General features: G+C 40.9%; 19 protein-coding genes and 1 riboswitch. Of the genes, 15 read left to right on the top strand and 4 right to left on the bottom strand.

Features of this window, described 5'->3' with window-relative positions:
- Positions 1-15 precede the first annotated feature (15 nt).
- The gene (gene purD, locus F4694_RS27475; protein WP_179603105.1) at positions 16-1,287 is read left to right on the top strand and encodes a phosphoribosylamine--glycine ligase; all 1,272 of its coding nucleotides are present in this window, start codon (positions 16-18) and stop codon (positions 1,285-1,287) included.
- Here purD and F4694_RS33050 read toward each other — a convergent pair.
- Entirely contained in the window at positions 1,265-1,354 is a 90-nt protein-coding gene (locus F4694_RS33050) for an EYxxD motif small membrane protein (RefSeq protein ID WP_373459867.1), read from the bottom strand. The two genes, purD and F4694_RS33050, sit on opposite strands and share 23 nt — an antisense overlap.
- A 331-nt stretch (positions 1,355-1,685) precedes the next feature.
- On the bottom strand, positions 1,686-1,976 hold the full coding sequence (locus F4694_RS27470; protein WP_179603104.1) for a YgaP family membrane protein: 291 nt from the start codon (positions 1,974-1,976) through the stop codon (positions 1,686-1,688).
- A gap of 166 nt (positions 1,977-2,142) precedes the next feature.
- On the opposite strand from F4694_RS27470, the gene F4694_RS27465 reads away from it, so the two are divergent.
- From F4694_RS27465 to F4694_RS27435, 7 genes are all read left to right on the top strand, one after another.
- Positions 2,143-3,885, top strand: coding sequence for an adenine deaminase C-terminal domain-containing protein (locus F4694_RS27465; protein WP_179603103.1), 1,743 nt, complete (start codon positions 2,143-2,145; stop codon positions 3,883-3,885).
- Between the two features lie 65 nt (positions 3,886-3,950).
- Positions 3,951-5,000 (top strand): DUF3048 domain-containing protein, encoded by a 1,050-nt coding sequence (locus F4694_RS27460; RefSeq protein ID WP_179603102.1) that lies wholly within the window; start codon positions 3,951-3,953, stop codon positions 4,998-5,000.
- 27 nt (positions 5,001-5,027) lie between these two features.
- Positions 5,028-5,339: a YerC/YecD family TrpR-related protein gene (locus F4694_RS27455; RefSeq protein ID WP_179603101.1), complete on the top strand. Its 312-nt coding sequence runs from the start codon at positions 5,028-5,030 to the stop codon at positions 5,337-5,339.
- A 132-nt stretch (positions 5,340-5,471) separates the two neighbouring features.
- A complete protein-coding gene (gene pcrB, locus F4694_RS27450; RefSeq protein ID WP_179603100.1) occupies positions 5,472-6,155 on the top strand; it encodes a heptaprenylglyceryl phosphate synthase in 684 nt (227 codons plus the stop codon).
- Positions 6,156-6,220: 65 nt separating this feature from the next.
- Positions 6,221-8,518, top strand: coding sequence for a DNA helicase PcrA (pcrA, locus tag F4694_RS27445; RefSeq protein ID WP_218895864.1), 2,298 nt, complete (start codon positions 6,221-6,223; stop codon positions 8,516-8,518).
- A 105-nt stretch (positions 8,519-8,623) separates the two neighbouring features.
- Positions 8,624-10,627: an NAD-dependent DNA ligase LigA gene (ligA, locus tag F4694_RS27440; RefSeq protein ID WP_179603099.1), complete on the top strand. Its 2,004-nt coding sequence runs from the start codon at positions 8,624-8,626 to the stop codon at positions 10,625-10,627.
- 14 nt (positions 10,628-10,641) lie between these two features.
- Complete coding sequence (locus F4694_RS27435; protein ID WP_179603098.1) at positions 10,642-11,808, top strand: CamS family sex pheromone protein; 1,167 nt, start codon at positions 10,642-10,644, stop codon at positions 11,806-11,808.
- Positions 11,809-11,890: 82 nt separating this feature from the next.
- On the opposite strand, the gene thiC is transcribed toward F4694_RS27435, so the two are convergent.
- Positions 11,891-13,675 carry a phosphomethylpyrimidine synthase ThiC gene (gene thiC, locus F4694_RS27430; RefSeq protein WP_179603097.1) on the bottom strand — a complete coding sequence of 595 codons (1,785 nt, stop codon included), beginning with the start codon at positions 13,673-13,675 and terminating at the stop codon, positions 11,891-11,893.
- 143 nt (positions 13,676-13,818) lie between these two features.
- Positions 13,819-13,933: riboswitch (TPP riboswitch) on the bottom strand.
- 216 nt (positions 13,934-14,149) lie between these two features.
- On the opposite strand from thiC, the gene pruA reads away from it, so the two are divergent.
- A complete protein-coding gene (gene pruA, locus F4694_RS27425) occupies positions 14,150-15,697 on the top strand; it encodes an L-glutamate gamma-semialdehyde dehydrogenase (RefSeq protein ID WP_179603096.1) in 1,548 nt (515 codons plus the stop codon).
- Between the two features lie 232 nt (positions 15,698-15,929).
- Here the strand turns inward: pruA and F4694_RS27420 are convergent, their stop codons facing one another.
- Positions 15,930-16,070, bottom strand: coding sequence for a YrzI family small protein (locus F4694_RS27420; RefSeq protein ID WP_179603095.1), 141 nt, complete (start codon positions 16,068-16,070; stop codon positions 15,930-15,932).
- A 585-nt stretch (positions 16,071-16,655) separates the two neighbouring features.
- Between F4694_RS27420 and F4694_RS27415 the strand changes: the two genes are divergently transcribed.
- The 6 genes from F4694_RS27415 (at position 16,656) to F4694_RS27390 (ending at position 23,768) form a co-directional block, all read left to right on the top strand.
- Entirely contained in the window at positions 16,656-17,588 is a 933-nt protein-coding gene (locus tag F4694_RS27415; protein ID WP_179603094.1) for an ABC transporter ATP-binding protein, read from the top strand.
- Positions 17,581-18,525, top strand: coding sequence for an ABC transporter permease (locus F4694_RS27410; RefSeq protein ID WP_179603093.1), 945 nt, complete (start codon positions 17,581-17,583; stop codon positions 18,523-18,525). Before F4694_RS27415 ends, F4694_RS27410 begins: the two co-directional genes overlap by 8 nt.
- A gap of 395 nt (positions 18,526-18,920) precedes the next feature.
- Positions 18,921-21,335 carry a nitrite reductase large subunit NirB gene (nirB, locus tag F4694_RS27405; protein ID WP_179603092.1) on the top strand — a complete coding sequence of 805 codons (2,415 nt, stop codon included), beginning with the start codon at positions 18,921-18,923 and terminating at the stop codon, positions 21,333-21,335.
- A 6-nt stretch (positions 21,336-21,341) separates the two neighbouring features.
- The gene (nirD, locus tag F4694_RS27400; RefSeq protein WP_179603091.1) at positions 21,342-21,662 is read left to right on the top strand and encodes a nitrite reductase small subunit NirD; all 321 of its coding nucleotides are present in this window, start codon (positions 21,342-21,344) and stop codon (positions 21,660-21,662) included.
- 24 nt (positions 21,663-21,686) lie between these two features.
- Complete coding sequence (cobA, locus tag F4694_RS27395; protein ID WP_179603090.1) at positions 21,687-23,123, top strand: uroporphyrinogen-III C-methyltransferase; 1,437 nt, start codon at positions 21,687-21,689, stop codon at positions 23,121-23,123.
- An 18-nt stretch (positions 23,124-23,141) separates the two neighbouring features.
- Complete coding sequence (locus tag F4694_RS27390) at positions 23,142-23,768, top strand: NAD(P)-binding protein (protein ID WP_179603089.1); 627 nt, start codon at positions 23,142-23,144, stop codon at positions 23,766-23,768.
- The last annotated feature ends 18 nt before the right edge of the window (positions 23,769-23,786 follow it).

The raw sequence follows: 23,786 nt of genomic DNA, 5'->3' as shown, positions 1-23,786 counted from the left end.
AATGAGGTGAGATGGATGAAGGTTCTAATTATTGGTCGAGGCGGAAGAGAACATGCACTGTGCCGAAAGGTAAGTGAAAGCACGCTTGTAGAAAAAGTATTTGTCGCTCCTGGTAACCACGGGATGGAAGATGTCGCAGAACGAGTTGCGATCGACGAAAGTAACCATGAACAACTGATTCACTTCGCGAAAGAAAAAGGCATAGGTTTAACCATTATCGGACCAGAAGTTCCCCTACTTGAAGGGTTAGCAGATAAATTTGAAGCCGAAGGTCTTGCTGTGTTTGGACCGCGACGATTAGCAGCCGAAATCGAAGGAAGTAAATCATTCGCAAAGGAAATCATGAGAAAATATGAGATTCCTACGGCTGACTATGCTGTATTCACCAACTACGAGGAAGCAAAGAAATATATTGAAGAAAAAGGCGCTCCTATTGTAATCAAAGCCGACGGATTAGCAGCAGGAAAAGGTGTTACAGTAGCATTAACACTAGAAGAGGCGTTACAAAGTACGGAAGAAATGCTGGTTGGCCAAAAATTTGGTGAAGCTTCAGCACGGGTAGTTATTGAGGAGTTTTTGAGCGGTGAGGAATTTTCCCTAATGGCGTTTGTGAATGGGGAAGTGGTTATACCGCTAGAAATCGCCCAAGATCATAAACGTGCTTATGATGGTGATAAAGGTCCTAATACAGGAGGAATGGGTGCATATTCACCTGTCCCTCATATCGCCAATGAGACAGTTGAAACGGCAATTGAAACAATCCTTAAGCCTGCGGCAAAAGCAATGGTTCAAGAAGGAAGAAGCTTCTGTGGGATTCTTTATGCAGGCTTAATTGCGAGTGAAAAAGGGCCAAAGGTCATTGAGTTTAATGCCCGCTTTGGCGACCCGGAAACACAAGTAATCTTACCAAGGTTAAAATCTGATTTAGTCCAGACTATCTTAGATGTATTAGCCGGAGGCACCCCAGAGTTAGTTTGGGATGAACAGTCGATGGTTGGAGTTGTTGTCGCAGCCAAAGGGTATCCAGAAACTTATGAAAAAGGTGCTGTTCTTAAAGGCTTAACGGATTTCTCGAATGAAGTCTATACCTTCCATGCAGGAACAAATAAAAATACACTTGGTGAATTTGAAACTGCTGGGGGCAGAGTTCTCTTAGTTGGTGCGAAGGCCTTGACTTTAAAGGAAGCGCAAGATAATGTCTACCGAGAGCTTGAAAAATTATCCTGTGACGGAGTTTTTTATCGAAGGGATATCGGCTTCAAGGCTATCGGGCGCGTCTTCTGTTAGAGCGGCGGATAAATACAAATAAAAGAGCCACAATGCTGCCGATTAAGCTGATAAGTACAAACGACATGTCTAATAAATATTCCCAAAACATGATAGATTACCTTCCTTTCAAGGGCTGGCCAACCACGGTCAGCCCTAATTTTTTTTCATTTTCTGCTATTCGTTCCCGTGGTACCGATAAATCGGTGAAAGGGGCGCGATTAGTAGAGAATCGTTACCGTAAACTCCAAAAAGTCGAGGAGAAGGGCACGATTTGTGGAGAATCGTTACTGTAAACTCCAAAAAGTCGAGGAGAAGGGCACGATTCGCAGCGAATCGTTACCACAAACTCTAAAAAATCAAAGAGCAGGGCACGATTCCGGATAATCCGTAACCCTTATTGAAAAAAGCGTATAAATTTAGGTTGGGTTATATGGCAGTACCTCATCAACTTCGCCATGATTTGACCCATCACCGAGTGCCATTGGTTTTTCCTTTTCCATTTCCTGGTATCTTTCATATAGCGCGGTCACAGGGCAAAAACGGACTATACCCTCCGCCACCTTCATTGCTCCACAAATGGCAATAAATAAATAGGAATCTCTCCAAGGAAACTTCACCATTTTAGCTGTACTCCAAGAAAGGATGGTAAGCCCGATTGTAATCCTCATTAATGCATTCAGGATTCCGATATTTTTAGTAACATTCACATTGTTCACTCCTTCACGATATTTTTACAGCAATTATCCAATTCTTTAATGCGTTAAACAATAAAATATGATAGTATAGAGATGGATTAATTTTGTAAGGGCTTTCTTTATTGAGAAATCAACATTCTTACTAGATAAATAGCTTCTAAGAAAGGGAGGGTATCGTATGCTCGATCAACGTTATCGATGGAAAAATAAACATTTACGCATGCATGTATCCGTTTTAGATGGAAAAACTTCACCAACCATTTTATTAAAAAATGCCTTATATTTAAATCAGACATTTCGCCAGTGGATGCGCGCGAATATTTGGATATATGAAGATCGGATTGTCTATGTTGGCGAGAATTTACCGCCGAAATTGGAAAACTGTGAAATCATTGACTGTACAAATGAAATTCTTGTTCCAGGGTATATCGAGCCACATGCCCATCCTTATCAATTATATAATCCCCATACTCTGGCGGCCTATGCATCACAATTTGGAACAACGACAATAATCAATGACAATATGTCATTGATTATGCATTTAAAGAAAAAGGAAGCGTTTTCTTTACTGAAGGACTTACGTTCCATCCCGACTACTATGTATTGGTGGTGCCGGTTTGATCCGCAAACGGAAATCTTAAATGAGGAAGATGTTTTTTCACATAGCAATATTAAATCATGGTTAGAGCATGACACTGTTCTCCAAGGCGGTGAATTGACTGGCTGGCCTAAATTGTTAGACGGCGATGATATGATGCTGCATTGGATTCAAGAGACGAAACGGTTGAACAAAAAAATTGAAGGACATTTTCCTGGTGCTTCAGAGAAAACATTAGCAAAAATGATTCTGCTAGGGGCAGATAGTGACCATGAAGCGATGACAGGTGAAGAAGTATATGACCGATTAATGCAGGGATATATGGTTTCATTGAGATATTCCTCCATTCGTCCTGATCTGCCAAATTTACTTGATGATATGAAACGTTTAGGAATTCAAGCCTATGATCGTTTAATGTTTAACACAGATGGCTCAACATCGACATTTTATGAACAAGGTATCACCGACCAAATGATTCGGATTGCCATTGAAAAAGGTGTACCAGTAATTGATGCCTATAATATGGCTACGGTGAATATTGCACGTTATTACAATATTGATCATTTACATGGTAATATTGCAACTGGCCGTGTTGCAAATATCAACTTCCTTTCGAGTATTGAGGATCCAACACCTCATTCTGTGCTGGCCAAAGGTAAGTGGGTAAAACGCGAAGGGCAAGTGGTTGAGGCTTATCACTCAATTAATTGGGAAGATTATGGTCTTAAACCAATGGAACTGAACTGGAACCTAAGTATTGACGATTTACAATTTTCAATGCCATTTGGAATTAAGATGGAGAATTCGGTTATTACGAAGCCGTACTCCATTGCCATTGATGCCTCATGTGATGAATTGTCAAAAGACCATGATGAGTGTTTCTTTTCTCTGCTAGACAGGAATGGCAAGTGGAGGATCAATACATTATTAAAGGGATTTGCTTCAAATCTATCTGCACTGGCAAGCTCATTTTCCAATACAGGTGACATTATCTTAATTGGAAAAAATAAACGTGATATGCTTACTGCTTTCGAGAGGATGAAGGAGTTAGGCGGCGGTATCGTCATGGTCGAGGAAGAGGAAGTGGTATGTGAGATTCCATTAAAACTGAACGGAAATATGTCAAATCTTCCGATTAAGGAACTAATGAATGAAGAAAAGAAATTACTGGTTGAATTAAAGAATCGTGGGTATTCCTTCTCAGATCCTGTGTACAGTTTATTATTCTTTTCGGCTACTCATTTACCCTATATACGAATCACCCAACAGGGTATGTACGATGTAATGAACAAAACTGTTCTCTTTCCGTCGATAATGCGTTAAACTATAAAAGTAATTATATGGATAAAACCGCTTCTGAGAAAAGACGATAGGAGTGTTATAAGAAAATGAAGAAATGGGCTGTTGCCGTAACAGCAGTTCTTTTATTGCTCTCCGGTTGCAACAATAAAGAAAAGGCTAATGGAGCAAAAGAGCCAGTAAAGGAAGAAGTTGAAGAAGTAATACAGGAAGAGGTAGTGAAAGAACTCCCTTATCACTTCCCATTAACAGGGGTGGGTTCAGAGACTAAGACAGATGGAAGAGCAGTGGCGGTTATGATTAATAATCATCCAAAAGCGCGACCTCAATCTGGCTTAAACAAAGCGGATATTGTATATGAACTTCTAGCAGAAGGTGATGTTACTCGATTCCTTGCTGTTTTCCAAAGTGAAAAACCAGGTAATATGGGTCCCGTTCGAAGTGCGAGGGACTACTACATTGATCTGGCAAAAGGTCTGGATGCTCTTTTTATCGCACACGGCTATAGTGAAGAGGCAAGAGAATTGCTCGAAAGTGATTTTGTTGATAATTTAAATGGTATGGTCTATGACGGTACATTGTTTAAAAGAGCCAGCTTCCGAGATGCACCTCATAACTCCTATATTACGTATGAGAATGTCTTAAAAGGTGCCAAGGAAAAACATTACTCGATGAATCAGTCTCCGCCTGAGTTTCAGTTTTTATCAGAGGAAGATAGTAAATCAGTTACCGGGGACGAAGCGAGTTCAGTAATGATTTCATATTCTTCCACCGGGGTTTTCAATTCCACCTACGAGTATGATGAGTCAATTGGAAAATACAAGCGCTTCTCTGATGGGGATCAAACCATAGATTATGAGTCAAAAGAACCGATTCTGTTAGATAATTTGTTTATTATTGAGACTACTCATCAAGTCATTGATGATGTTGCACATAAGGAAATTGATCTACAATCAGGGGGATCTGGTTACTTACTGCAAAAGGGTAAGGTAATGGAAGTAGAATGGAAAAATGATAATGGCTTAATTGTTCCGATAAGAGATGGAAAAGTTGTCCCGTATGTTCAAGGAAAGACTTGGGTCAACGTGGTTCCGTCGAATCCTGGACTCCAATCGAGTGTTACATTTAATGTAAAATAATCTTAACTACTTAAAGGGGTAAAATACATGCAAATTAATAAGTTACGTGGAAAAGAGCTTGACCAATTATTCCAAGCTGTTCTTTCACTGAAGGACCTTGAAGAATGCTATCGCTTCTTTGATGATTTATGTACCATTAACGAAATTCAATCATTGGCACAACGTTTAGACGTAGCAAGAATGCTGCGTGAAGGAAATACCTATCATAAAATTGAGACTGAAACAGGTGCGAGCACAGCAACGATCTCTCGTGTGAAGCGCTGCTTAAACTTCGGTAATGATACGTATGAAATGGTATTAGAGCGAATCAAAACAGAAAACGTAACCGAAGAGAAATAAATGAAACCGAAGACATCGTTCTTCGGTTTTTTTATGGATAGAATTTCTATTAATGAAATTAGTGTTTTCTTTTTTTATCTAAGTGGCTAATGCTATAATGGTGTAATGTACGATGAATGGGAGGATCTTGGGATGTACGATTTTCACGAGTGGCGCCATGTGTTTAAACTCGATCCAAATAAAGAGATAAGTGATGAACAGTTAGAAAGAATATGCGAATCTGGAACAGACGCGGTAATGGTTGGAGGTACAGATGGGGTAACCCTGGAAAAAGTCCTTGATCTAATGGCGCGAATTCGCCGCTACACCGTTCCTTGTGTCCTCGAAGTTTCAAGTATTGATGTAGTTACCCCTGGATTTGACCTTTATTTTATTCCGACAATTTTAAATAGCAATGATACAAAGTGGATCACTGGACTGCACCATCAGGCAGTTAATGAATTTGGTGAAATTATGGATTGGGAAGAAATTGTCATGGAAGGCTACTGCATTTTGAACGAAGATTGCAAAGCCGCAAAATTGACGTCTGCCAATGCACATGCTTCAACAGAAGAAGTAAAGGCGTATGCGATGATGGCAGAGAAAATGTTTCATTTACCAATCTTTTATCTTGAATATAGCGGTAGATATGGAGATGTAGAAGTGGTAGCTGAAGTGAAGAAAACCCTTGAGGAAACGGTTCTGTTTTATGGAGGGGGAATTTCAACGCTTCAACAAGCAGCCGAAATGGCTGAGCATGCGGATGTCATTGTGGTTGGAAACGCCATTTATGATGATATCGAACAAGCTTTAGCAACAGTAAAAAGTGTTCGGTGAAAATTTGCTTAAATGGATAGAAAGAGTTAAAATAAGAACAAATGTTTGGTATGGTGGTGAAGGAATTGCAATACTTATCGGAAAAGCTTTTAAATGGCTTAAACCCAGAACAACAAAATGCAGTAAAAGCAACGGACGGCCCGCTTTTACTTATGGCTGGTGCAGGTAGTGGTAAAACGAGAGTACTAACGCATCGTATTGCTTATTTAATTGTGGAAAAACGCGTAAATCCTTATAACATTTTAGCGATTACCTTTACAAATAAAGCTGCCCGCGAAATGAGAGAACGTATCGGAAAAATGATGGGCGGAGCTGCCGAGGAAATTTGGATTTCCACGTTTCACTCGATGTGTGTGAGAATACTGCGCAGAGACATCGACAGAATGGGCTTTAACCGTAACTTTACGATTTTGGATACAGGCGACCAGCAATCTGTGGTAAAAGGAATCCTCAAGGATAAGAACCTTGATCCTAAAAAATATGATCCACGTGCGATTTTAGGCGCGATCAGCTCGGCAAAAAATGAGTTAATTGACCCGGAAGAATATGCAAAAACGGCTGGAGGCTATTTCGAACAAACTGTCAGCGATGTATATACTGAATATCAAAAACGATTGCGAAAAAATCAAGCACTCGACTTTGATGACTTAATTATGATGACAATCCAATTGTTCCAGCGTGTACCAGAGGTGCTTGAATATTATCAGCGAAAGTTTCAATACATTCACGTCGATGAGTATCAGGATACAAACAGAGCACAGTATATGCTAGTCAAGTTTCTTGCAAACCGTTTTAAGAACCTATGCGTAGTCGGGGATTCTGACCAGTCGATTTATCGCTGGCGTGGAGCGGATATTGCTAACATCCTTTCTTTTGAAAAAGATTATCCGGATGCAAAAGTCATTTTACTTGAGCAAAACTATCGTTCTACAAAAAGGATTCTTCTAGCAGCGAATAAGGTTATCGAAAATAATGTAACCCGAAAAGCTAAGAATCTTTGGACCGAAAATCCAGAAGGTAATAAACTCGTTTACTATCGTGCAGACAGTGAGCAAGGAGAAGCACAGTTCGTTACGGGTAAAATTAAAGAATTAACACGCGAAGGCAAGTACAAACTTTCGGACGTTGCGATCCTTTACCGGACTAACGCTCAGTCCCGTGTAATGGAGGAAGTGCTGTTAAAATCAAATATTGAATACAGCATTGTCGGCGGTACCAAGTTCTATGACAGAAAAGAAATCAGGGACATGCTTGCTTATTTAAGGCTCATTGCTAATAATGATGATGATATTAGTCTACAGCGAATTATTAACGTGCCAAAACGTGGAATCGGATCTAGCTCAGTAGATAAAATGGCGAACTTTGCGGCAATGCACGATATATCTATTTTTGAAGCGCTGGATTCTGTTGAGTTGCTAGGATTAAGTCCGAAAATCACCAAGGGTGCCAGGGAATTTAGAGATTTAATTAAAAACTATACGCAAATGCAAGAGTTTCTATCTGTAACGGAACTGGTTGAGGATATCTTAGATAAGTCTGGTTATCGTGAAATGCTGAAGGCAGAGAAATCAATTGAAGCCCAGAGCAGATTAGAGAACTTAGACGAATTATTATCTGTAACGAAGAATTTTGAAGAAGTGAATGAAGATAAGAGCTTAGTAGCTTTTTTAACTGATTTGGCATTAGTTGCTGATATCGATTCTTTGGATGAAGACGGTGAAAAAACAGACTCCATTACTCTTATGACTTTGCACTCTGCAAAAGGATTAGAATTTCCAGTTGTCTTTTTAATTGGATTGGAAGAAGGGGTATTCCCTCACAGCCGTTCATTAATGGAAGAAGCTGAGATGGAGGAAGAACGCCGCTTAGCATACGTAGGAATTACTCGAGCGGAGCAGACCTTATTCCTGACAAATGCGCAGATGAGAACTTTGTTCGGGCGCACAAGCATGAACCCAGCATCCCGGTTTATCCGTGAAATTCCTGAGGAACTCTTAGAAGGCGTAGAAAAAGAGGAACGTAGGAATACTACGTTTGGATCAAGAGGTGGAACATCGTTTGGACGAAGCGCCTCTGGATCAACTGGAACCTCTTTTGGACGAAGCACATCTGGTACAAACGGAACATCCTTCGGTACACCAGTTACTAGAAAACCAGTTATGAGACCTATAGCCGCTTCTACTGGCGGGGATACTGTCGGCTGGAAAGTCGGCGATAAAGCTGAACATGGTAAATGGGGAATTGGAACAGTAGTAAGTGTGAAAGGAGAAGGCGAAGGAACAGAGCTCGACATTGCCTTCCCAAGCCCGACCGGAATTAAACGCCTGCTGGCTAAATTTGCTCCTATAACCAAAAAAGTATAAAGAAAAGCGCAAGCTCCTAGGCGTTGAAGCTCTGCTAGACAAAAAAAGAATTGCCCCTGTTATGGGGCTATTCTCGTATTATTTTACAATGAAAGGGCTGGATATATGGACCTTCAAACAGCGGAACTGAAAATCAATGAACTAAGAAGCCTATTAAATCAATATGGCTACGAATATTACGTGCTTGATCAACCTTCCGTACCTGATGCAGAATATGATCGTTTAATGCAGGAACTGTTAGAGATAGAGGCAAAATTCCCAGAATTAAAAACGCTAGATTCACCATCTGTGCGTGTTGGCGGCGATGTGCTGGACTTATTTGAAAAAGTAGAGCACCGAACACCAATGCTAAGCTTGGGTAATGCCTTTAACGAACAGGATTTAAAAGATTTTGACCGACGTGTTCGTCAGGCCGTCGGTGATGATGTCTCCTATGTTTGTGAATTAAAGATTGATGGTCTCGCTGTCTCTTTGCGCTATGAAAATGGCTTGTTTATTCAAGGAGCAACAAGAGGAGACGGAACCATTGGTGAGGATATTACAGCAAATTTAAAAACCATTAAATCCATCCCTCTCCGCTTACGTGAAAATGCAACATTAGAAGTTCGCGGTGAAGCTTATATGCCGAAGCGTTCCTTTGAAGCATTAAATAAAGCAAAGGAAGAACGAGGTGAAGAGCTGGCTGCAAATCCAAGAAATGCAGCTGCTGGGTCATTAAGACAGCTGGATCCGAAAATTGCTGCAACAAGGAATCTTGATGTTTTTCTATATGGAATCGGCGGCGGCGATATAAATGCAGCATCCCATAGTGAAGGGCTGGATTACCTAGACCATCTTGGTTTTAAAACAAATAAAGAGCGTCGAAAGTGCCCGACAATAAACGAGGTAATCGAGTATGTTAGTAGCTGGGTCGATAAGCGCCCGCATTTACCATATGAAATAGATGGCATTGTTATTAAGGTAGATTCCTACGAGCACCAAGGTAAACTTGGAACAACGGCGAAAAGTCCACGCTGGGCGATTGCCTATAAATTCCCTGCCGAAGAAGTCGTGACAACTCTATTAGATATTGAATTAAGTGTTGGCAGGACCGGTGTTGTTACACCGACGGCGATACTTAAGCCGGTGAAGGTAGCTGGTACCACCGTTGGACGTGCCTCTTTGCATAATGAAGACTTAATTCGCGAAAAGGATATTAAGATTGGCGATCAAGTCGTGGTTAAAAAAGCTGGAGACATCATTCCAGAAGTGGTCAATGTATTGGCAGAACAACGTACTGGGGATGAACGTGATTTCCAAATGCCTACACATTGTCCGGAGTGCGAAAGCGAACTTGTCCGACTTGAAGGGGAAGTGGCGTTACGTTGTATTAATCCTAAATGCCCGGCGCAAATCCGTGAAGGTTTGATTCATTTTGTATCTCGTGATGCGATGAATATTGAGGGTCTAGGGGAAAAAGTAATCAGCCAGCTTTTTGCGGAAAAATTAATCTCGGATGTTGCTGATATTTATAAACTAACCTATGAACAGTTAATAGCCTTAGAAAGAATGGGTGAAAAATCAGTTACAAATCTGTTAAAAGCAATTGAATCATCTAAAACTAATTCATTAGAAAAGCTATTATTTGGTCTCGGTATACGCCATGTTGGTGCAAAAGCTGCAAAAACACTTGCGCAAAGCTTTGATACGATGGACAAACTGGCTGCTGCAACAAAAGAAGACCTGATTGCGATCAATGAAATTGGCGATAAAATGGCAGATTCTATTGTGGCATTTTTCGACCAAGAAGAGGCCATGGAACTGATAAAGGAACTTGCTTCTGCAGGAGTTAATATGGCATATAAAGGGGCAAAACCAGTTTCTGTAGAAGAATCTAACAGTATCTTTGCAGGGAAGACAGTTGTTCTGACTGGGAAACTGGAACAACTCTCTAGAAATGAAGCCAAGGAGAAGATTGAAGCCCTTGGAGGAAATGTATCTGGAAGTGTCAGCAAAAAAACACATCTTGTTATTGCTGGTGAAGATGCTGGTTCGAAGCTTACCAAGGCCGAGGAACTGGGAATTGAAGTGTGGGACGAGGAGAAGCTCTTGGTAGAATTAAATAAATAAGAGGTGTAATCAAAGTGAAAAAACTTTCATTGCTCGCTCTTTCCCTTTTCTTACTGCTTAGTGGATGTGCACCGAACTTTCAAAAGCAGGAGAATGTTGTCCAAACAAAAGAAAAGGCGGATGAGAAAGCAATTATTCCGAAATATAATATTTCCGACAACTATTATCGGACGATTTTACCGTTCGAGCCTGGGGAAGCACGCGGATTAATAGTTGGAAATATCAATACTCGATATGACATTAATGAATTTGAAACAGGATTGATGAGGATTGCTCAGCATCAATTCGATCCTAAAACCTATTTGTTCCGTGAAGGACAAGAGTTAAAGCGTAATACGGTTAGATTGTGGTTAAACCGAAAATTTACACCGGCACAATTAAGTGCAGAGGGACTAAAGGAAGAAGAAAACATTGGTTTAAACCCGCTTATGGAGGACGGTGCAGATTTTCAGCAAGGGAATAATAATAGTCCGATTTATTTAGCCCATATTTTAGAACATGATTATCTCATCAAAGGAGATAATGATACGGTCAAATTGGGCGGTGTCGTAATTGGGCTAGCACTAAATTCTGTCCATTATTTTCGTACTGCAGTGGGTGAACCCTACTTTGAGCGGAAGATAGAGTTTGCTGAAATGGAACGGGAAGGGAAAAAGATTGCCGAAGAGGTTCTTAAACGTCTGCGAACCATGAAAAATTTAAAGGATGTTCCGATTACCATTGGTTTATTTGAGCAGCAAAGCAAATCATCTGTGGTGCCTGGCACCTTTTTTACCTACACCAATGTCGATAAAGGAAGCTCAACAATTAATACCTGGGAACCAGTAAATGAAAAATATTTCTTATTTCCATCTACTGAGGCACAAGAGGCACACCGTGATGATGTAACTGCATTTTTGAACTTTAAGCAGGATGTAGAGGAGTATTTTCCAAACTTTAATGGTGTTATTGGCCGCGCCTTTTATATTGGGGATCAATTTACTGATTTAGATATTACCATTCCGATTCAGTTCTATGGGAAATCTGAAGCCATTGGGTTTACTCAATATGTGACAGGACTTGTCCTTGAGCATTTTCCAAATTATATATCGGTGTCCGTAAGTGTTACATCTGTTGACGGACCTGAGGCATTAATCGTCCGTAAAGCTAATGAAGCTGAACCGTTTGTGCATATATATTAAGCTAGCGAAAATTATCAAAACTTCTTTATAAATAAAGGACAATACATATTTTAGTACGACTAATATGTATTGTCCTTTTGTTTTATTGATAAATGTTACCCCCAGATTGTTTAAACTCTGAAGCTTTTTCCTTCATCCCCTTTTCGATAGCTTCATTCGTATCAAGCTTGTTTTCTTTCGCGTAATTACGAATATCTTGAGAAATTCTCATGCTGCAAAACTTTGGTCCACACATTGAACAGAAATGTGCGGTTTTTGAACCTTCTGCAGGTAACGTCTCATCATGATATTCCAAAGCTCGTTCAGGGTCTAACGATAAATTGAACTGATCTCTCCAACGGAATTCGAAACGAGCCTTTGATAAGGCATCATCTCTCTTGTGTGCGCCTGGATGTCCTTTTGCTAAATCAGCAGCATGTGCAGCTATTTTATAAGTTATAACACCTTCACGTACATCGTCTCGGTTTGGTAAACCTAAATGTTCTTTTGGTGTTACATAACAAAGCATAGCCGTACCGTACCAACCAATCATGGCTGCACCAATCGCAGATGTAATATGATCGTAGCCGGGAGCTATGTCAGTTGTAAGTGGGCCAAGAGTATAGAAAGGCGCTTCCTTACAAATCTCCAGTTGTTTGTCCATGTTTTCTTTTATAAGGTGCATAGGTACGTGTCCTGGACCTTCAACCATTACTTGTACATCATGCTCCCAAGCAATTTTTGTTAGTTCTCCTAGAGTTTCTAATTCCGCGAATTGTGCTTCATCATTGGCATCTGCAATTGAACCAGGACGTAATCCATCTCCTAAAGAGAATGCAACATCATATGTTTTCATGATTTCACAGATTTCTTCAAAATGAGTATATAAAAAATTTTCTTTATGGTGGTGGAGACACCATTGTGCCATAATTGATCCACCTCGGGATACAATACCCGTTAGACGCTTTGCTGTTAACGGAACAAATCGCAAAAGAACACCAGCATGAATGGTGAAGTAATCCACGCCTTGCTCGGCTTGCTCAATTAAGGTATCACGATAAACCTCCCATGTTAGATCTTCGGCAATACCGTTTACTTTTTCAAGTGCTTGGTAGATAGGAACGGTTCCTACAGGAACAGCCGAATTGCGAATAATCCATTCCCTTGTTGTATGAATGTTTTTACCTGTTGATAGGTCCATAATATTATCAGCACCCCAACGTGTGGCCCATGTCATTTTTTCGACCTCTTCTCCGATGGATGATGAAACAGCAGAATTCCCAATATTTGCGTTGATTTTAACATGGAAATTACGTCCTATGATCATAGGCTCTGCCTCTGGATGATTGATATTGGAAGGAATAATTGCCCGCCCTCTTGCAACTTCTTCACGCACAAATTCAGGTTTCATATTTTCCCTTAATGCGATAAATTCCATTTCAGGAGTGATAATACCCTTCTTTGCATAATGAAGCTGTGTGACATTTCTCCCTTTTTTTGCACGTAACGGTCTACGCTTTAAACCAGGAAAAACGTTATGACTAGCACGGGGATCTTTCTCATCCTTATATCCATTGTCTTCAGCCTTAATTTCTCTTCCTTCATATTCCTCAACATCCCCTCGTTCATGAATCCATGAGCTTCGAAGAGCAGGAAGACCTTTTGTAATATCTACTGAATAATCAGCATCCGTATAAGGCCCACTTGTATCATAGACTCGAATTGGTGGATTTTCTTCTTCACCAAAGGTACCTGTTGTCGGACTAAGTTCAATTTCCCGCATTGGTACCTGGATATCGGGTCTTGAGCCTTCGACATAAACCTTTTTGCTACCTGAAAAGCTAGACATGATGGAAATGCGTTTTTCGTTTAATGAAGATGTTGACATAGAGTAAATCTCTCCCTTTTTTTTAAAATTAAAGGTCGAGATCTAGAACAAAACGAGTGGAGGCAAAGTAATGAAATACATAAAAAAAGCCGAGTCCAAAAAAGGATGGACCGGCTTTGTATGTAGAAGTTTATCAATACATGATGACTTTTTTCTAACTTCCCCACGCTAGTATGATCTAGATCAGGTCCAAAGGGTCAAGAAACTTCAACGTGTTTCTCTCTCAGCCCACCTTATTGGACTCCCCTAGTTATTTCTATTCAATTTGGTTTTAGTATACATGAGTCTCAAGTAAAATAAAAGGAACATTAAAAAAATAAAAAAATTATTCTTTTCTAATTATAGTTCGTTTAACGTAACGCCGGGTCTTTTTTTGCAAAAATATGACTTCATAGCTATCCATTGATACGTGTAAAAGAAACATGTTAGAATGTACGAGGATGAATGTTTTTACTACATAGGAGGTTTTAAGACATGGTACAACCTTATAAGCATGAACCATTCACAGACTTTTCAATTGAAGAAAACCGTCAGGCCTATCTTAACGGGATTAAAACAGTTGAAAGTTATTTAGGCAAAGATTACCCACTAGTAATCGGTGGCGAAAGAATTACAACAGAAGATAAAATTGTTTCGTATAATCCTTCAAATAAAGAGGAAGTAATTGGAAGCGTTTCAAAAGCTAGCAGAGACCTTGCGGAACAAGCAATGCAAGCCGCAGTTGAAGCATTCAAAACATGGAAAAAAGTTAAAGCAGAAGTCCGTGCAGATGTATTATTCAAAGCGGCAACCATTATTCGTCGACGTAAGCATGAGTTTTCTGCCCTTTTAACAAAGGAAGCAGGTAAACCGTGGAAGGAAGCGGATGCAGATACTGCAGAAGCAATTGATTTCCTTGAATATTATGGCCGCCAAATGCTGGCACTTAAAGATGGCGTTCCCGTTAATAGCCGTCCAAACGAATTTAACCGTTATAACTATATTCCACTAGGTGTTGGAATCATCATCTCACCTTGGAATTTCCCATTAGCGATTATGGCAGGTACAACTGTAGCAGCAATTGTTACAGGTAATACGGTTCTATTAAAACCAGCTTCTACGACTCCGGTGGTTGCAGCGAAGTTTGTTGAAGTAATGGAGGAAGCAGGTCTGCCTAAAGGTGTATTAAACTTCGTACCAGGAAGCGGTTCGGAAGTGGGCGACTACTTAGTAGACCATAAAGATACTCGTTTCATCAGCTTCACTGGTTCACGTGACGTTGGTCTGCGTATTTTCGAACGTTCTTCTAAAGTGAATCCAGGGCAAGTTTGGATGAAGCGATTGATTGCAGAGATGGGCGGTAAAGATACAATTGTTGTTGACTCAGAAGCAGATTTAGAGCTGGCTGCACAATCGATCGTAGCAGGGGCATTTGGCTTCTCTGGTCAAAAATGTTCAGCATGTTCACGTGCGGTAATCGTTGAGGATGTTTATGATACAGTCTTAAACCGTGTTGTTGAATTAACGAACCAATTATCTGTCGGAGACCCAACTGAGCAAGGAACGTTCATGGGACCAGTAAACGACAACAATGCTTTCAAGAAAATTATGGAATATGTTGAAATTGGAAGACAGGAAGGTAAGTTAATGACTGGCGGCGAAGGTGACAATTCAACGGGCTACTTCATTCAACCAACTGTCATTGCAGACCTTGCTCCAGATGCACGCATCATGCAGGAGGAAATCTTTGGCCCAGTGGTTGGATTTACAAAAGCGAAGAATTTCACGGAAGCAATTGAAATTGCAAACAATACAGAGTATGGCTTAACAGGTGCCGTTATCACAACAAATCGTGAACACCTGGAGCAAGCTCGTGAAGACTTCCATGTAGGTAACCTTTACTTTAATCGTTCATGTACAGGAGCAATTGTTGGATATCAGCCATTCGGCGGCTTCAACATGTCTGGTACGGACTCCAAAGCAGGCGGTCCAGACTACCTATTGCTGCATATGCAAGCAAAGACTACATCTGAGATGTATTAAATACCAATTTTTCAAGCCCAATTCATTTGAATTGGGCTTTTTTAATAGTGATAAATTTAATAATGTGTTACCTGAGCTATTCAATTAGCGAGGATACACCTTCTTAACAGAAATTCCTTTTTATGAAACTAGACTATTTACCATGTACTGGCTACTTTCGAACTGATCTATTTAATTTGACGGACGTTACCTAGGTTATATTTTATAAAAAAGTGCTGCAATAGTAAAAGCGTTAGATATAATCATACATAGAAATTCGCTGAACTTTATTATTTTCATACATTTTTTCAACCATTTCTTGGTGGATAGCTTCCTCAATACTTATCTCCCGTTTTTTGACCATAATGGTAAAGAACAAAATATTGACAGTCATTGAAATCCCTCCTCTAAAAGACCAATTAGTAATGATAATTTCTCCCTAAACTGTTATAGGTAAAGTATATATAGTGTGTGAACGAAAAAAAACGTGACTATGGAGTATTGTTTATTACTCCTTTAGTCTGATATATTTCTCCAGGTTTTGCTGTATAAAAACAGAGTCATTTACAACTCCCCCTTTGAATATCTCTTCGATCTATAAACGTTTTGAATACCCATCAAAGATACGGGGCAATAAATTAAATTGTTATTAATAGTGGTGCAGGTTCGTTGCACAAGTATTAATTAAATCGTTTAAAGCTAAAAGGCATTTCCCTGTCTGACAGAGAAATGCTTTTTCCGTATAAATTGAAATGGGAAATCATTTAACAATAACTTTGTTATAATAAATGATAATTATTTATTGTGAAACAATAAATAATGTGTTAAAGTCAAAACGATAATAAATATTTTTGCTTTTGGGACTTCCTATCTTGCTTTGTGAATCTCAAAAATGATGAAGACCTTACGGAGTAGGAATATTTTATTTGGTGAACTAAAAGACGAAATGTCCAAATCAATGATTAACGGAGGAAAATGTATGAGTAACGAACCTATCATCAGCTTGAGTCATGTGACCAAACGGATTGGCCGAACTACCATCATCGACGATCTTACATTTGACGTACCGCAAGGCGAAATTTTTGGTTTTCTTGGTCCAAATGGTGCCGGTAAAACAACAACTATCCGCATGATCGTGGGTCTAATGTCAATCACGAAGGGCGAGATATTGATAAAGGGTAAAAATATCAAAACCGAATTTGAGCAGGCAATCCGCCACGTCGGTGCCATCGTGGAAAGTCCAGAAATGTATAAGTATCTGAGCGGGTACCAAAACCTGGTTCACTATGCCCGAATGGTGCCGGGGGTAACCAAGGAACGGATTGACGAGGTGGTATCGCTAGTCAAGCTAGAAAATCGCATCCATGACAAAGTCAAAAAATACTCACTCGGCATGCGTCAGCGTCTGGGAGTGGCCCAAGCACTGCTGCATCAGCCATCACTGCTCATACTGGATGAACCGACAAATGGTCTTGACCCAGCTGGGATTCGTGAGCTGCGTGATTATTTGCGGCATTTAACCCGTACAGAAGGAATCAGCGTAGTCGTCTCCAGCCATCTGTTATCCGAAATGGAGCTTATGTGCGACCGGGTCGCTATCCTTCAGCGGGGCAAGCTGGTCGAGGTAATGCCAATTCAAGAATTTACTCGCAAGAATGATCAAACTCAAACGTATCTGATCCAAGCGCAGCCACCGGAACAGGCGTTGTTGACCATCAGACAGATGGATGGAGTCCAGGATGTCAAACTGATTCAAGATGGGCTTGTCGAAGTTAACACTGAGCGGGAACGCATCCCGGACATTCTAGCCGGTCTAATGAAGAACCATATTCGTATTTATGGCGTCCAGGTTGTTAGCCAGTCTCTAGAAGAACGATTCTTGGAAATTACGGGAGGTAGACAAATTGGTTAATCTAGTACTCAATGAAAATATGAAGATTTACCGACGGGTCCGAACCTGGATTCTGGTCGGACTAATGGCAGCTTTCGTACTTTTTGTCAATTTCATTGAATGGCATTCCGATGGGAAAAAGGCGGAAGGCGTGGGCTGGAGGGCAGCACTGCAGCAGGAGAATCAGCAATATAGCGAAATTCTGAAGCAGCCAGATCTGGGTGAAGATGATCGAACGTTCTACCAGGAGCGGATTGCCATTAACGACTATCACTTGGAACAGAATATTCGCTCAACGGACGGCACAATGTGGGATGGCGTGAACGGTTCGGCAGGCATGATGATCGTGATTACTATTTTCACCATCATCATTGCGGGAGACAGCTTGGCGGGAGAATTTTCGTCCGGCACGATCAAGCTTCTGCTCATCAGGCCTGCTAGCAGGGTTAAGATTCTTGTCTCAAAGTATATCTCTTTTCTGTTGTTCGGTATGCTGTTGTTACTCACTCTGTTTATCATTTCCATCGTGGTGAATGGAATTCTATACGGCTTTGGATACATGGATCTCCCATTGATCAGCATGACTGCAGAGGGGGAAATCGTCGAAAGTAATATGGTCCTCAATCTGTGGAAAACGTATATGCTTAACGGTGTATCGACGGTCATGTACGTAACGATGGCCTTTACGATTTCGTCCGCGTTCCGAAGCAGCGCGATGGCAATCGGGTTTTCCATCGGCGCCTTGTTTGCGGGTAATATTGTTCTGGAGGCACTGCAGCGGTTTGATTGGAGCAAGTACCTGTTGTTCGCCAACACGGATCTCACCCAGTACCTGAACGGACATCCTTTCCAAGAAGGAATGACATTGTCCTTTTCCATCGGAGTGCTCACTGTCTATTTTCTCGTGTTCAATCTGATTTCCTGGCTCCTTTTTACACGTAGAGACGTGGCGGCCTAACCCTTGCTGATATAGTCGATATAAACATCTTTCAACATGATGTATTAATATTACATTTTTTACCTCTTCTTTGTAGAGAAGGGGTTTTTGTTTGGTGAGTTTATGGGGAAAAATGGCTAAATGTACAAAACACCTTGAAAAATGTACAAAACCATTATAGAAATGTACAAAACTCCTGAAAAAATGTCCAAAACCCCCCAAAAAGTGTACAAAAATAAGTTCTCCTAATAAATCATCCCCATCTTTATGACAATAATGTGAAATTATTCACAAGCACCTACCAATTGTGACGTACCTCACAATTTTTCAAGACCTCAGCATTTACAATGTATCTATAGAGCAAAACTTAAATAACGTAAATTCATGGATTATCAAATACAAGGGAGCGATCAAACATGAAAAAACTTGTTATGATTGGAAACGGGATGGCGGGGGTTAGAACAATTGAGGAAATTCTTAAACTCTCACCAAATCAATTTGAAATAACTATCTTTGGACAAGAACCACATCCGAACTATAACCGCATAAAGTTATCGAATATTCTTCAAGGTGATACAAGCTTCGAAGAAATCATTATTAATCCACTAGACTGGTATAAAGAAAATAATATTCAATTATTCACAGGAGAAGCAGTAACGAAGATTGATATAGCAGCAAAGAAGGTCATTTCCGACCAGGGACGTGAAGTAGAGTATGATGACTTAATTATTGCTACAGGTTCGAACTCGTTCATTCTGCCGATTCCAGGTGCCGACAAGATCGGTGTTACCGGTTTTCGTGATATAAAAGATTGTGAAATGATGATCAAGTCAGCAGAAAACTATAAAAAGGCAATAGTAATTGGAGGCGGGCTTCTTGGACTTGAAGCAGCGCGAGGATTACTGAACCTTGGGATGAAGGTTGATGTTGTACACTTAATGCCAAGTCTAATGGAGCGCCAGTTAGATCCAATTGCTTCTAGTCTCCTAAAAACAGAGCTTGAATCTCAAGGCATGAGATTTTTAATGGAAAAAGAGACAGTTGAAATTATAGGTGATGAGCGTGTCGCGGGTCTTCGCTTTAAAGATGGATCTTTTGCAAGAGCGGACCTTGTTGTAATGGCCATTGGGATCAAGTCAAACACCATGGTTGCGAAAGAAAGCGGAATTTATGTAAATCGAGGAATTGTTGTTAATGATTTTATGGAAACAAGTGCACCAAATGTGTATGCAGTAGGTGAGTGTGCCGAGCACAGAGAGATTGTTTACGGCCTAGTAGCACCTTTATACGAACAAGGGAAAATCCTTGCTGAAAGAATTTGTGGAAAAGAAGCTGCACCATATGAAGGCTCCGTAACTGGAACGCAACTTAAAGTAGCTGGAGTAGACCTTTACTCAGCTGGTGAGATCTTTGAAGATGGTACAACAAAATCAATTATGGTCTATAACGAATACGAAGGGATCTATAAGCGGGTTTTGGTCCGTGATAACAGGATTGTGGGAATTGTCCTTTATGGTGATACCAAAGATAGCACCAGATTGTTCCGAATGCTTTCAAAAAAAGAAGATATCACAGGAATCTCCATTTTTGAATCGCAATGTTCAGCTGATGGCGGTGGCGGTGATATTGCTTCCATGCTGAATGATGAATTGGTGTGCGGCTGTAATGGCGTGACAAAAGGAGCCATTGTTGAAGCAATTAAGACACAAGGTCTGACAACTCTTGATCAAGTAAGTCACTGCACGAATGCCGGACGTTCTTGCGGGCGCTGTAAGCCAATGGTAAATGACATTCTAGCTTATACACTAGGTGACCAATTTGACGCATCCGCTGCGCAGAAAACGAGCATTTGCGGATGTACAACCATCAGCCGTGAAGAGTTGGTGGCTGAAATTAAAGAAAAGGGCTTAACGAGTGTTAAAGAAGTGATGAACGTTCTAGAGTGGAATAACGAGGAAGGCTGTACGAAATGCCGTCCTGCAATTAACTACTACCTAGGTATGATTCACATGGATGAATATAAGGATGACCGTGACTCCCGTCTTGTAAATGAAAAAATGCATGCGAATATCCAAAAGGATGGAACATACTCGGTTGTACCTAGAATGTATGGCGGTGTAACAACTGCTGCCGACTTGAAAAAGATTGCCGAAGTGGCAGAAAAGTATGAGGTTCCACTTGTAAAACTAACTGGCGGACAGCGGATTGGCTTGTTCGGAGTCAAAAAAGAAGATCTGCCAAGTATGTGGGAAGAGCTCGACTTGCCATCCGGTTATGCATATGGAAAAACACTTCGCACTGTCAAAACCTGTGTAGGAGCACAGTTCTGCCGCTACGGAACACAGGATTCTATGTCACTGGGAATTGAACTAGAGAAGAAGTTTGAACGTCTTGATACTCCTCATAAAGTAAAAATGGGTGTGTCAGCCTGCCCAAGAAACTGCTCAGAAGCAGGAATTAAGGACATTGGCTTCGTTGGAATTGATGGAGGCTGGGAAATTTATGTGGCAGGTAATGGGGGGGTAGACCTCCGTGCAGGTGACCTTTTAGCTACAGTGAAAACAGAAGCGGATGTAATGGAAATGACCGGAGCGTACCTACAATACTATCGTGAAACAGCAAATTACTTAGAGCGTACTTCCAAGTGGGTAGAGCGTGTTGGTTTAGAGCATGTAAAAGAAGTCCTAGCAAACGCAGAAACTAGAAAAGAATTAAATGAGCGTATGGATCAAACGTTAAAGAAATACATTGAGCCTTGGAACGAGGCAATTGAGAGTGAAGAAATTAAAGATAAATACTACACAAAACACACTGTTAAGGCTGGAGAGTGATAATAAATGATTGAAACAAAAACTCGTACTCTAGTTGCTAATTATTCTGACCTTCAAGTTAGGTCTGGATATTCCGTAAAAATGAATGATGAGGAAGTCGCCTTATTTAAAGTAACAAATGGTAAGGTGTACGGTATTGAAAATCGCAGTCCGCATCCAAAAGGCGGAGTCTTGACGGAAGGGTTAGTAAGCGGTGAATATGTTTTCTGTCCAGTGTATGATTGGAAGATTTCCTTGGTAGACGGAAAGGTACAGGCACCAGACGAAGGGCAAGTTAAAACCTATCAAGTGGAAGTCGAAGCGGATAACGTTTATATTATTATATAAAGAGACAGGAAGGATGGCTGCAGGATGGAATCAGGAAAAGTATTTTTAGTAGGAGCAGGGCCAGGGGACGTTCGATTAATTACGGTAAAAGGTTTGGAGGCAATTAAGCAGGCTGAGGTCATTTTATATGACCGGCTTGCCAATCCAAAGCTATTGGAGTTTGCTCCAGCTGATTGCGAGCTGATTTACTGCGGGAAATTACCTGATCGGCATACATTACGCCAAGAGAATATCAATGACCTTTTAGTACAAAAGGCGCTGGAAGGTAAAGTGGTGGTTCGGTTAAAAGGCGGAGATCCTGGTGTTTTTGGCCGCGTTGGTGAAGAAGCCGCAGCTCTTGCTCTCTATCAAATTCCATTTGAAATAGTTCCTGGCATTTCATCGGGGATTGCAGCCCCCCTTTATGCAGGAATTCCTGTTACCCATCGCGAACACGCTGAATCGTTTGCCGTTGTAACCGCACATGATAAATCGATTGAAGGCAAACCAATGCTTGATTGGGAAGGACTTGTCCGTGGTGTCGATACGATCGCTTTTTACATGGGTGTAGCGAATCTGCCGTTTATCAGTGAAAATCTGATAGCTCACGGAAAGCCTGCTGACACTCCGGTTATTTTAATTCAGTGGGGCACATTTGGCCGCCAGAGAACCCTTCAGGGAACCTTAACTGATATCTCAAATAAAGTCTTGGAAGCTAAGTTTAGCAACCCGTCAATCATCCTTGTGGGAGAGGTCATTTCCCTTCGTGAAAAAATAAGCTGGTTTGAAAAAATGCCTTTATACGGCCGACAAATTCTTCTAGCCCGTACAAGTGAAGGTGCAAGCGGTTTGGCAAAAGGATTAATGGAGCAGGGTGCTGATGTAATCGAATTTCCAAAATGGAAAAAGACGATTTTACCTGTTGAGGTAGGGAATGTCACAAATTACGATAAAATATTGTTCACATCCCCTGAAAGTATTGGAGAATTTTTTCAGGCGGTTATTGAAAAGGGCATCGATATTCGAAAAATAAAGGCTGATTTCTATGGCGGCTCCAGCAAATCTATTAATGCCTTAAAAGAACGTGGATTTATCGCTAGCCTCATCGAAGACATGCCGCAAGAAGGAAGCTTGCTGGTGGTCGGTGACGATCGTAAGTATGAGGTTGAAAATGCTGATTTCTTAGTCACAAGTAAAAAAGAGCTCGACCAGCAGTTCCTGCCAATTTTTCAACGCATGCTTGAGGAAGCTGAAGTGAATACGATGTTATTCCCAAGCGGGGCATCGGTGAATGTATTTATCGACGGCCTAAAGAAGTGCGGAATTGACGTTTTCGACCTTTTAAAAGATGTCCAAGTGGTTTGCATGGGGCAGCGTACAAAAGAGCAAGTTGAACGTGTTGGTCTTATAACAGCTGGAATGCCTGTTTCTCCAACCAGGGAAGCGTTAGTTGAATACTTAATCCAGTGTCCGATTGTATAGGAAAGGCAGGGTGTATGCTTGAATTCGAATTATCCGATTATGTTAAAGCTCGAGGGTAAAAAGGTAGTCGTGGTAGGCGGTGGTAAAGTGGCAGAACGGAAAGTTACCGGACTGCTTGGTACGGGCTCATTTATCACTGTGATTAGCCCCAATGCCACAGATGAACTTATAAAGTTAGCTAGCGGCGGAAGGATAGAGTGGCATGAAAAATCCTTTTCAAAAGAAGACGTGGAGGATGCGTTCTTAATTTTTGCCGCAACGAACGACAATGAGTTAAATCAGTCTATAAAAATGGCGGCGAGTGACCAACAGCTTGTCACCATTGCTGATGACCCGGAAGGATCGGATTTTCATGTACCCTCACATATTCAGCGGGGACGATTGAGCATTGCGGTATCAACAGGCGGAGCCAGTCCAACCTTGGCTAGGAAAATAAGGGAACAGCTGGAACAGCAATTTGATGAAGGATTTGACGAGTATCTAGAATTTTTATTTTCAGCCCGGCAGCGAGTCTTGAAAGAAGTGAACGATGCATCGAGAAAAAGAAAAATATTATCCGCAATTGCTGGTCGAGAGTTCTTGAATAGTAGGAATCGTGAAGCTGACTTTTTACGGTTATTGCAAAACACAAGAAATGACGTGTGAACTCCACACGTCATTTTT

Source organism: Neobacillus driksii, assembly GCF_013409995.1.
Classification (GTDB): Bacteria; Bacillota; Bacilli; order Bacillales; family Cytobacillaceae; genus Neobacillus; species Neobacillus driksii.
The sequence above is the reverse complement of the archived record's forward strand: the minus strand, read 5'-3'. Positions and strand labels throughout refer to the sequence as shown.

What these genes read in the sequence shown, in the direction of transcription:
- purD (WP_179603105.1), top strand. Translation starts at nt 16, where the DNA reads ATGAAGGTTCTAATTATTGGTCGAGGCGGAAGAGAACATGCACTGTGC.
- F4694_RS33050 (WP_373459867.1), bottom strand. Translation starts at nt 1,354, where the DNA reads ATGTCGTTTGTACTTATCAGCTTAATCGGCAGCATTGTGGCTCTTTTA.
- F4694_RS27465 (WP_179603103.1), top strand. Translation starts at nt 2,143, where the DNA reads ATGCTCGATCAACGTTATCGATGGAAAAATAAACATTTACGCATGCAT.
- F4694_RS27460 (WP_179603102.1), top strand. Translation starts at nt 3,951, where the DNA reads ATGAAGAAATGGGCTGTTGCCGTAACAGCAGTTCTTTTATTGCTCTCC.
- F4694_RS27455 (WP_179603101.1), top strand. Translation starts at nt 5,028, where the DNA reads ATGCAAATTAATAAGTTACGTGGAAAAGAGCTTGACCAATTATTCCAA.
- pcrB (WP_179603100.1), top strand. Translation starts at nt 5,472, where the DNA reads ATGTACGATTTTCACGAGTGGCGCCATGTGTTTAAACTCGATCCAAAT.
- ligA (WP_179603099.1), top strand. Translation starts at nt 8,624, where the DNA reads ATGGACCTTCAAACAGCGGAACTGAAAATCAATGAACTAAGAAGCCTA.
- thiC (WP_179603097.1), bottom strand. Translation starts at nt 13,675, where the DNA reads ATGTCAACATCTTCATTAAACGAAAAACGCATTTCCATCATGTCTAGC.
- pruA (WP_179603096.1), top strand. Translation starts at nt 14,150, where the DNA reads ATGGTACAACCTTATAAGCATGAACCATTCACAGACTTTTCAATTGAA.
- F4694_RS27420 (WP_179603095.1), bottom strand. Translation starts at nt 16,070, where the DNA reads ATGACTGTCAATATTTTGTTCTTTACCATTATGGTCAAAAAACGGGAG.
- F4694_RS27415 (WP_179603094.1), top strand. Translation starts at nt 16,656, where the DNA reads ATGAGTAACGAACCTATCATCAGCTTGAGTCATGTGACCAAACGGATT.
- nirB (WP_179603092.1), top strand. Translation starts at nt 18,921, where the DNA reads ATGAAAAAACTTGTTATGATTGGAAACGGGATGGCGGGGGTTAGAACA.
- nirD (WP_179603091.1), top strand. Translation starts at nt 21,342, where the DNA reads ATGATTGAAACAAAAACTCGTACTCTAGTTGCTAATTATTCTGACCTT.
- cobA (WP_179603090.1), top strand. Translation starts at nt 21,687, where the DNA reads ATGGAATCAGGAAAAGTATTTTTAGTAGGAGCAGGGCCAGGGGACGTT.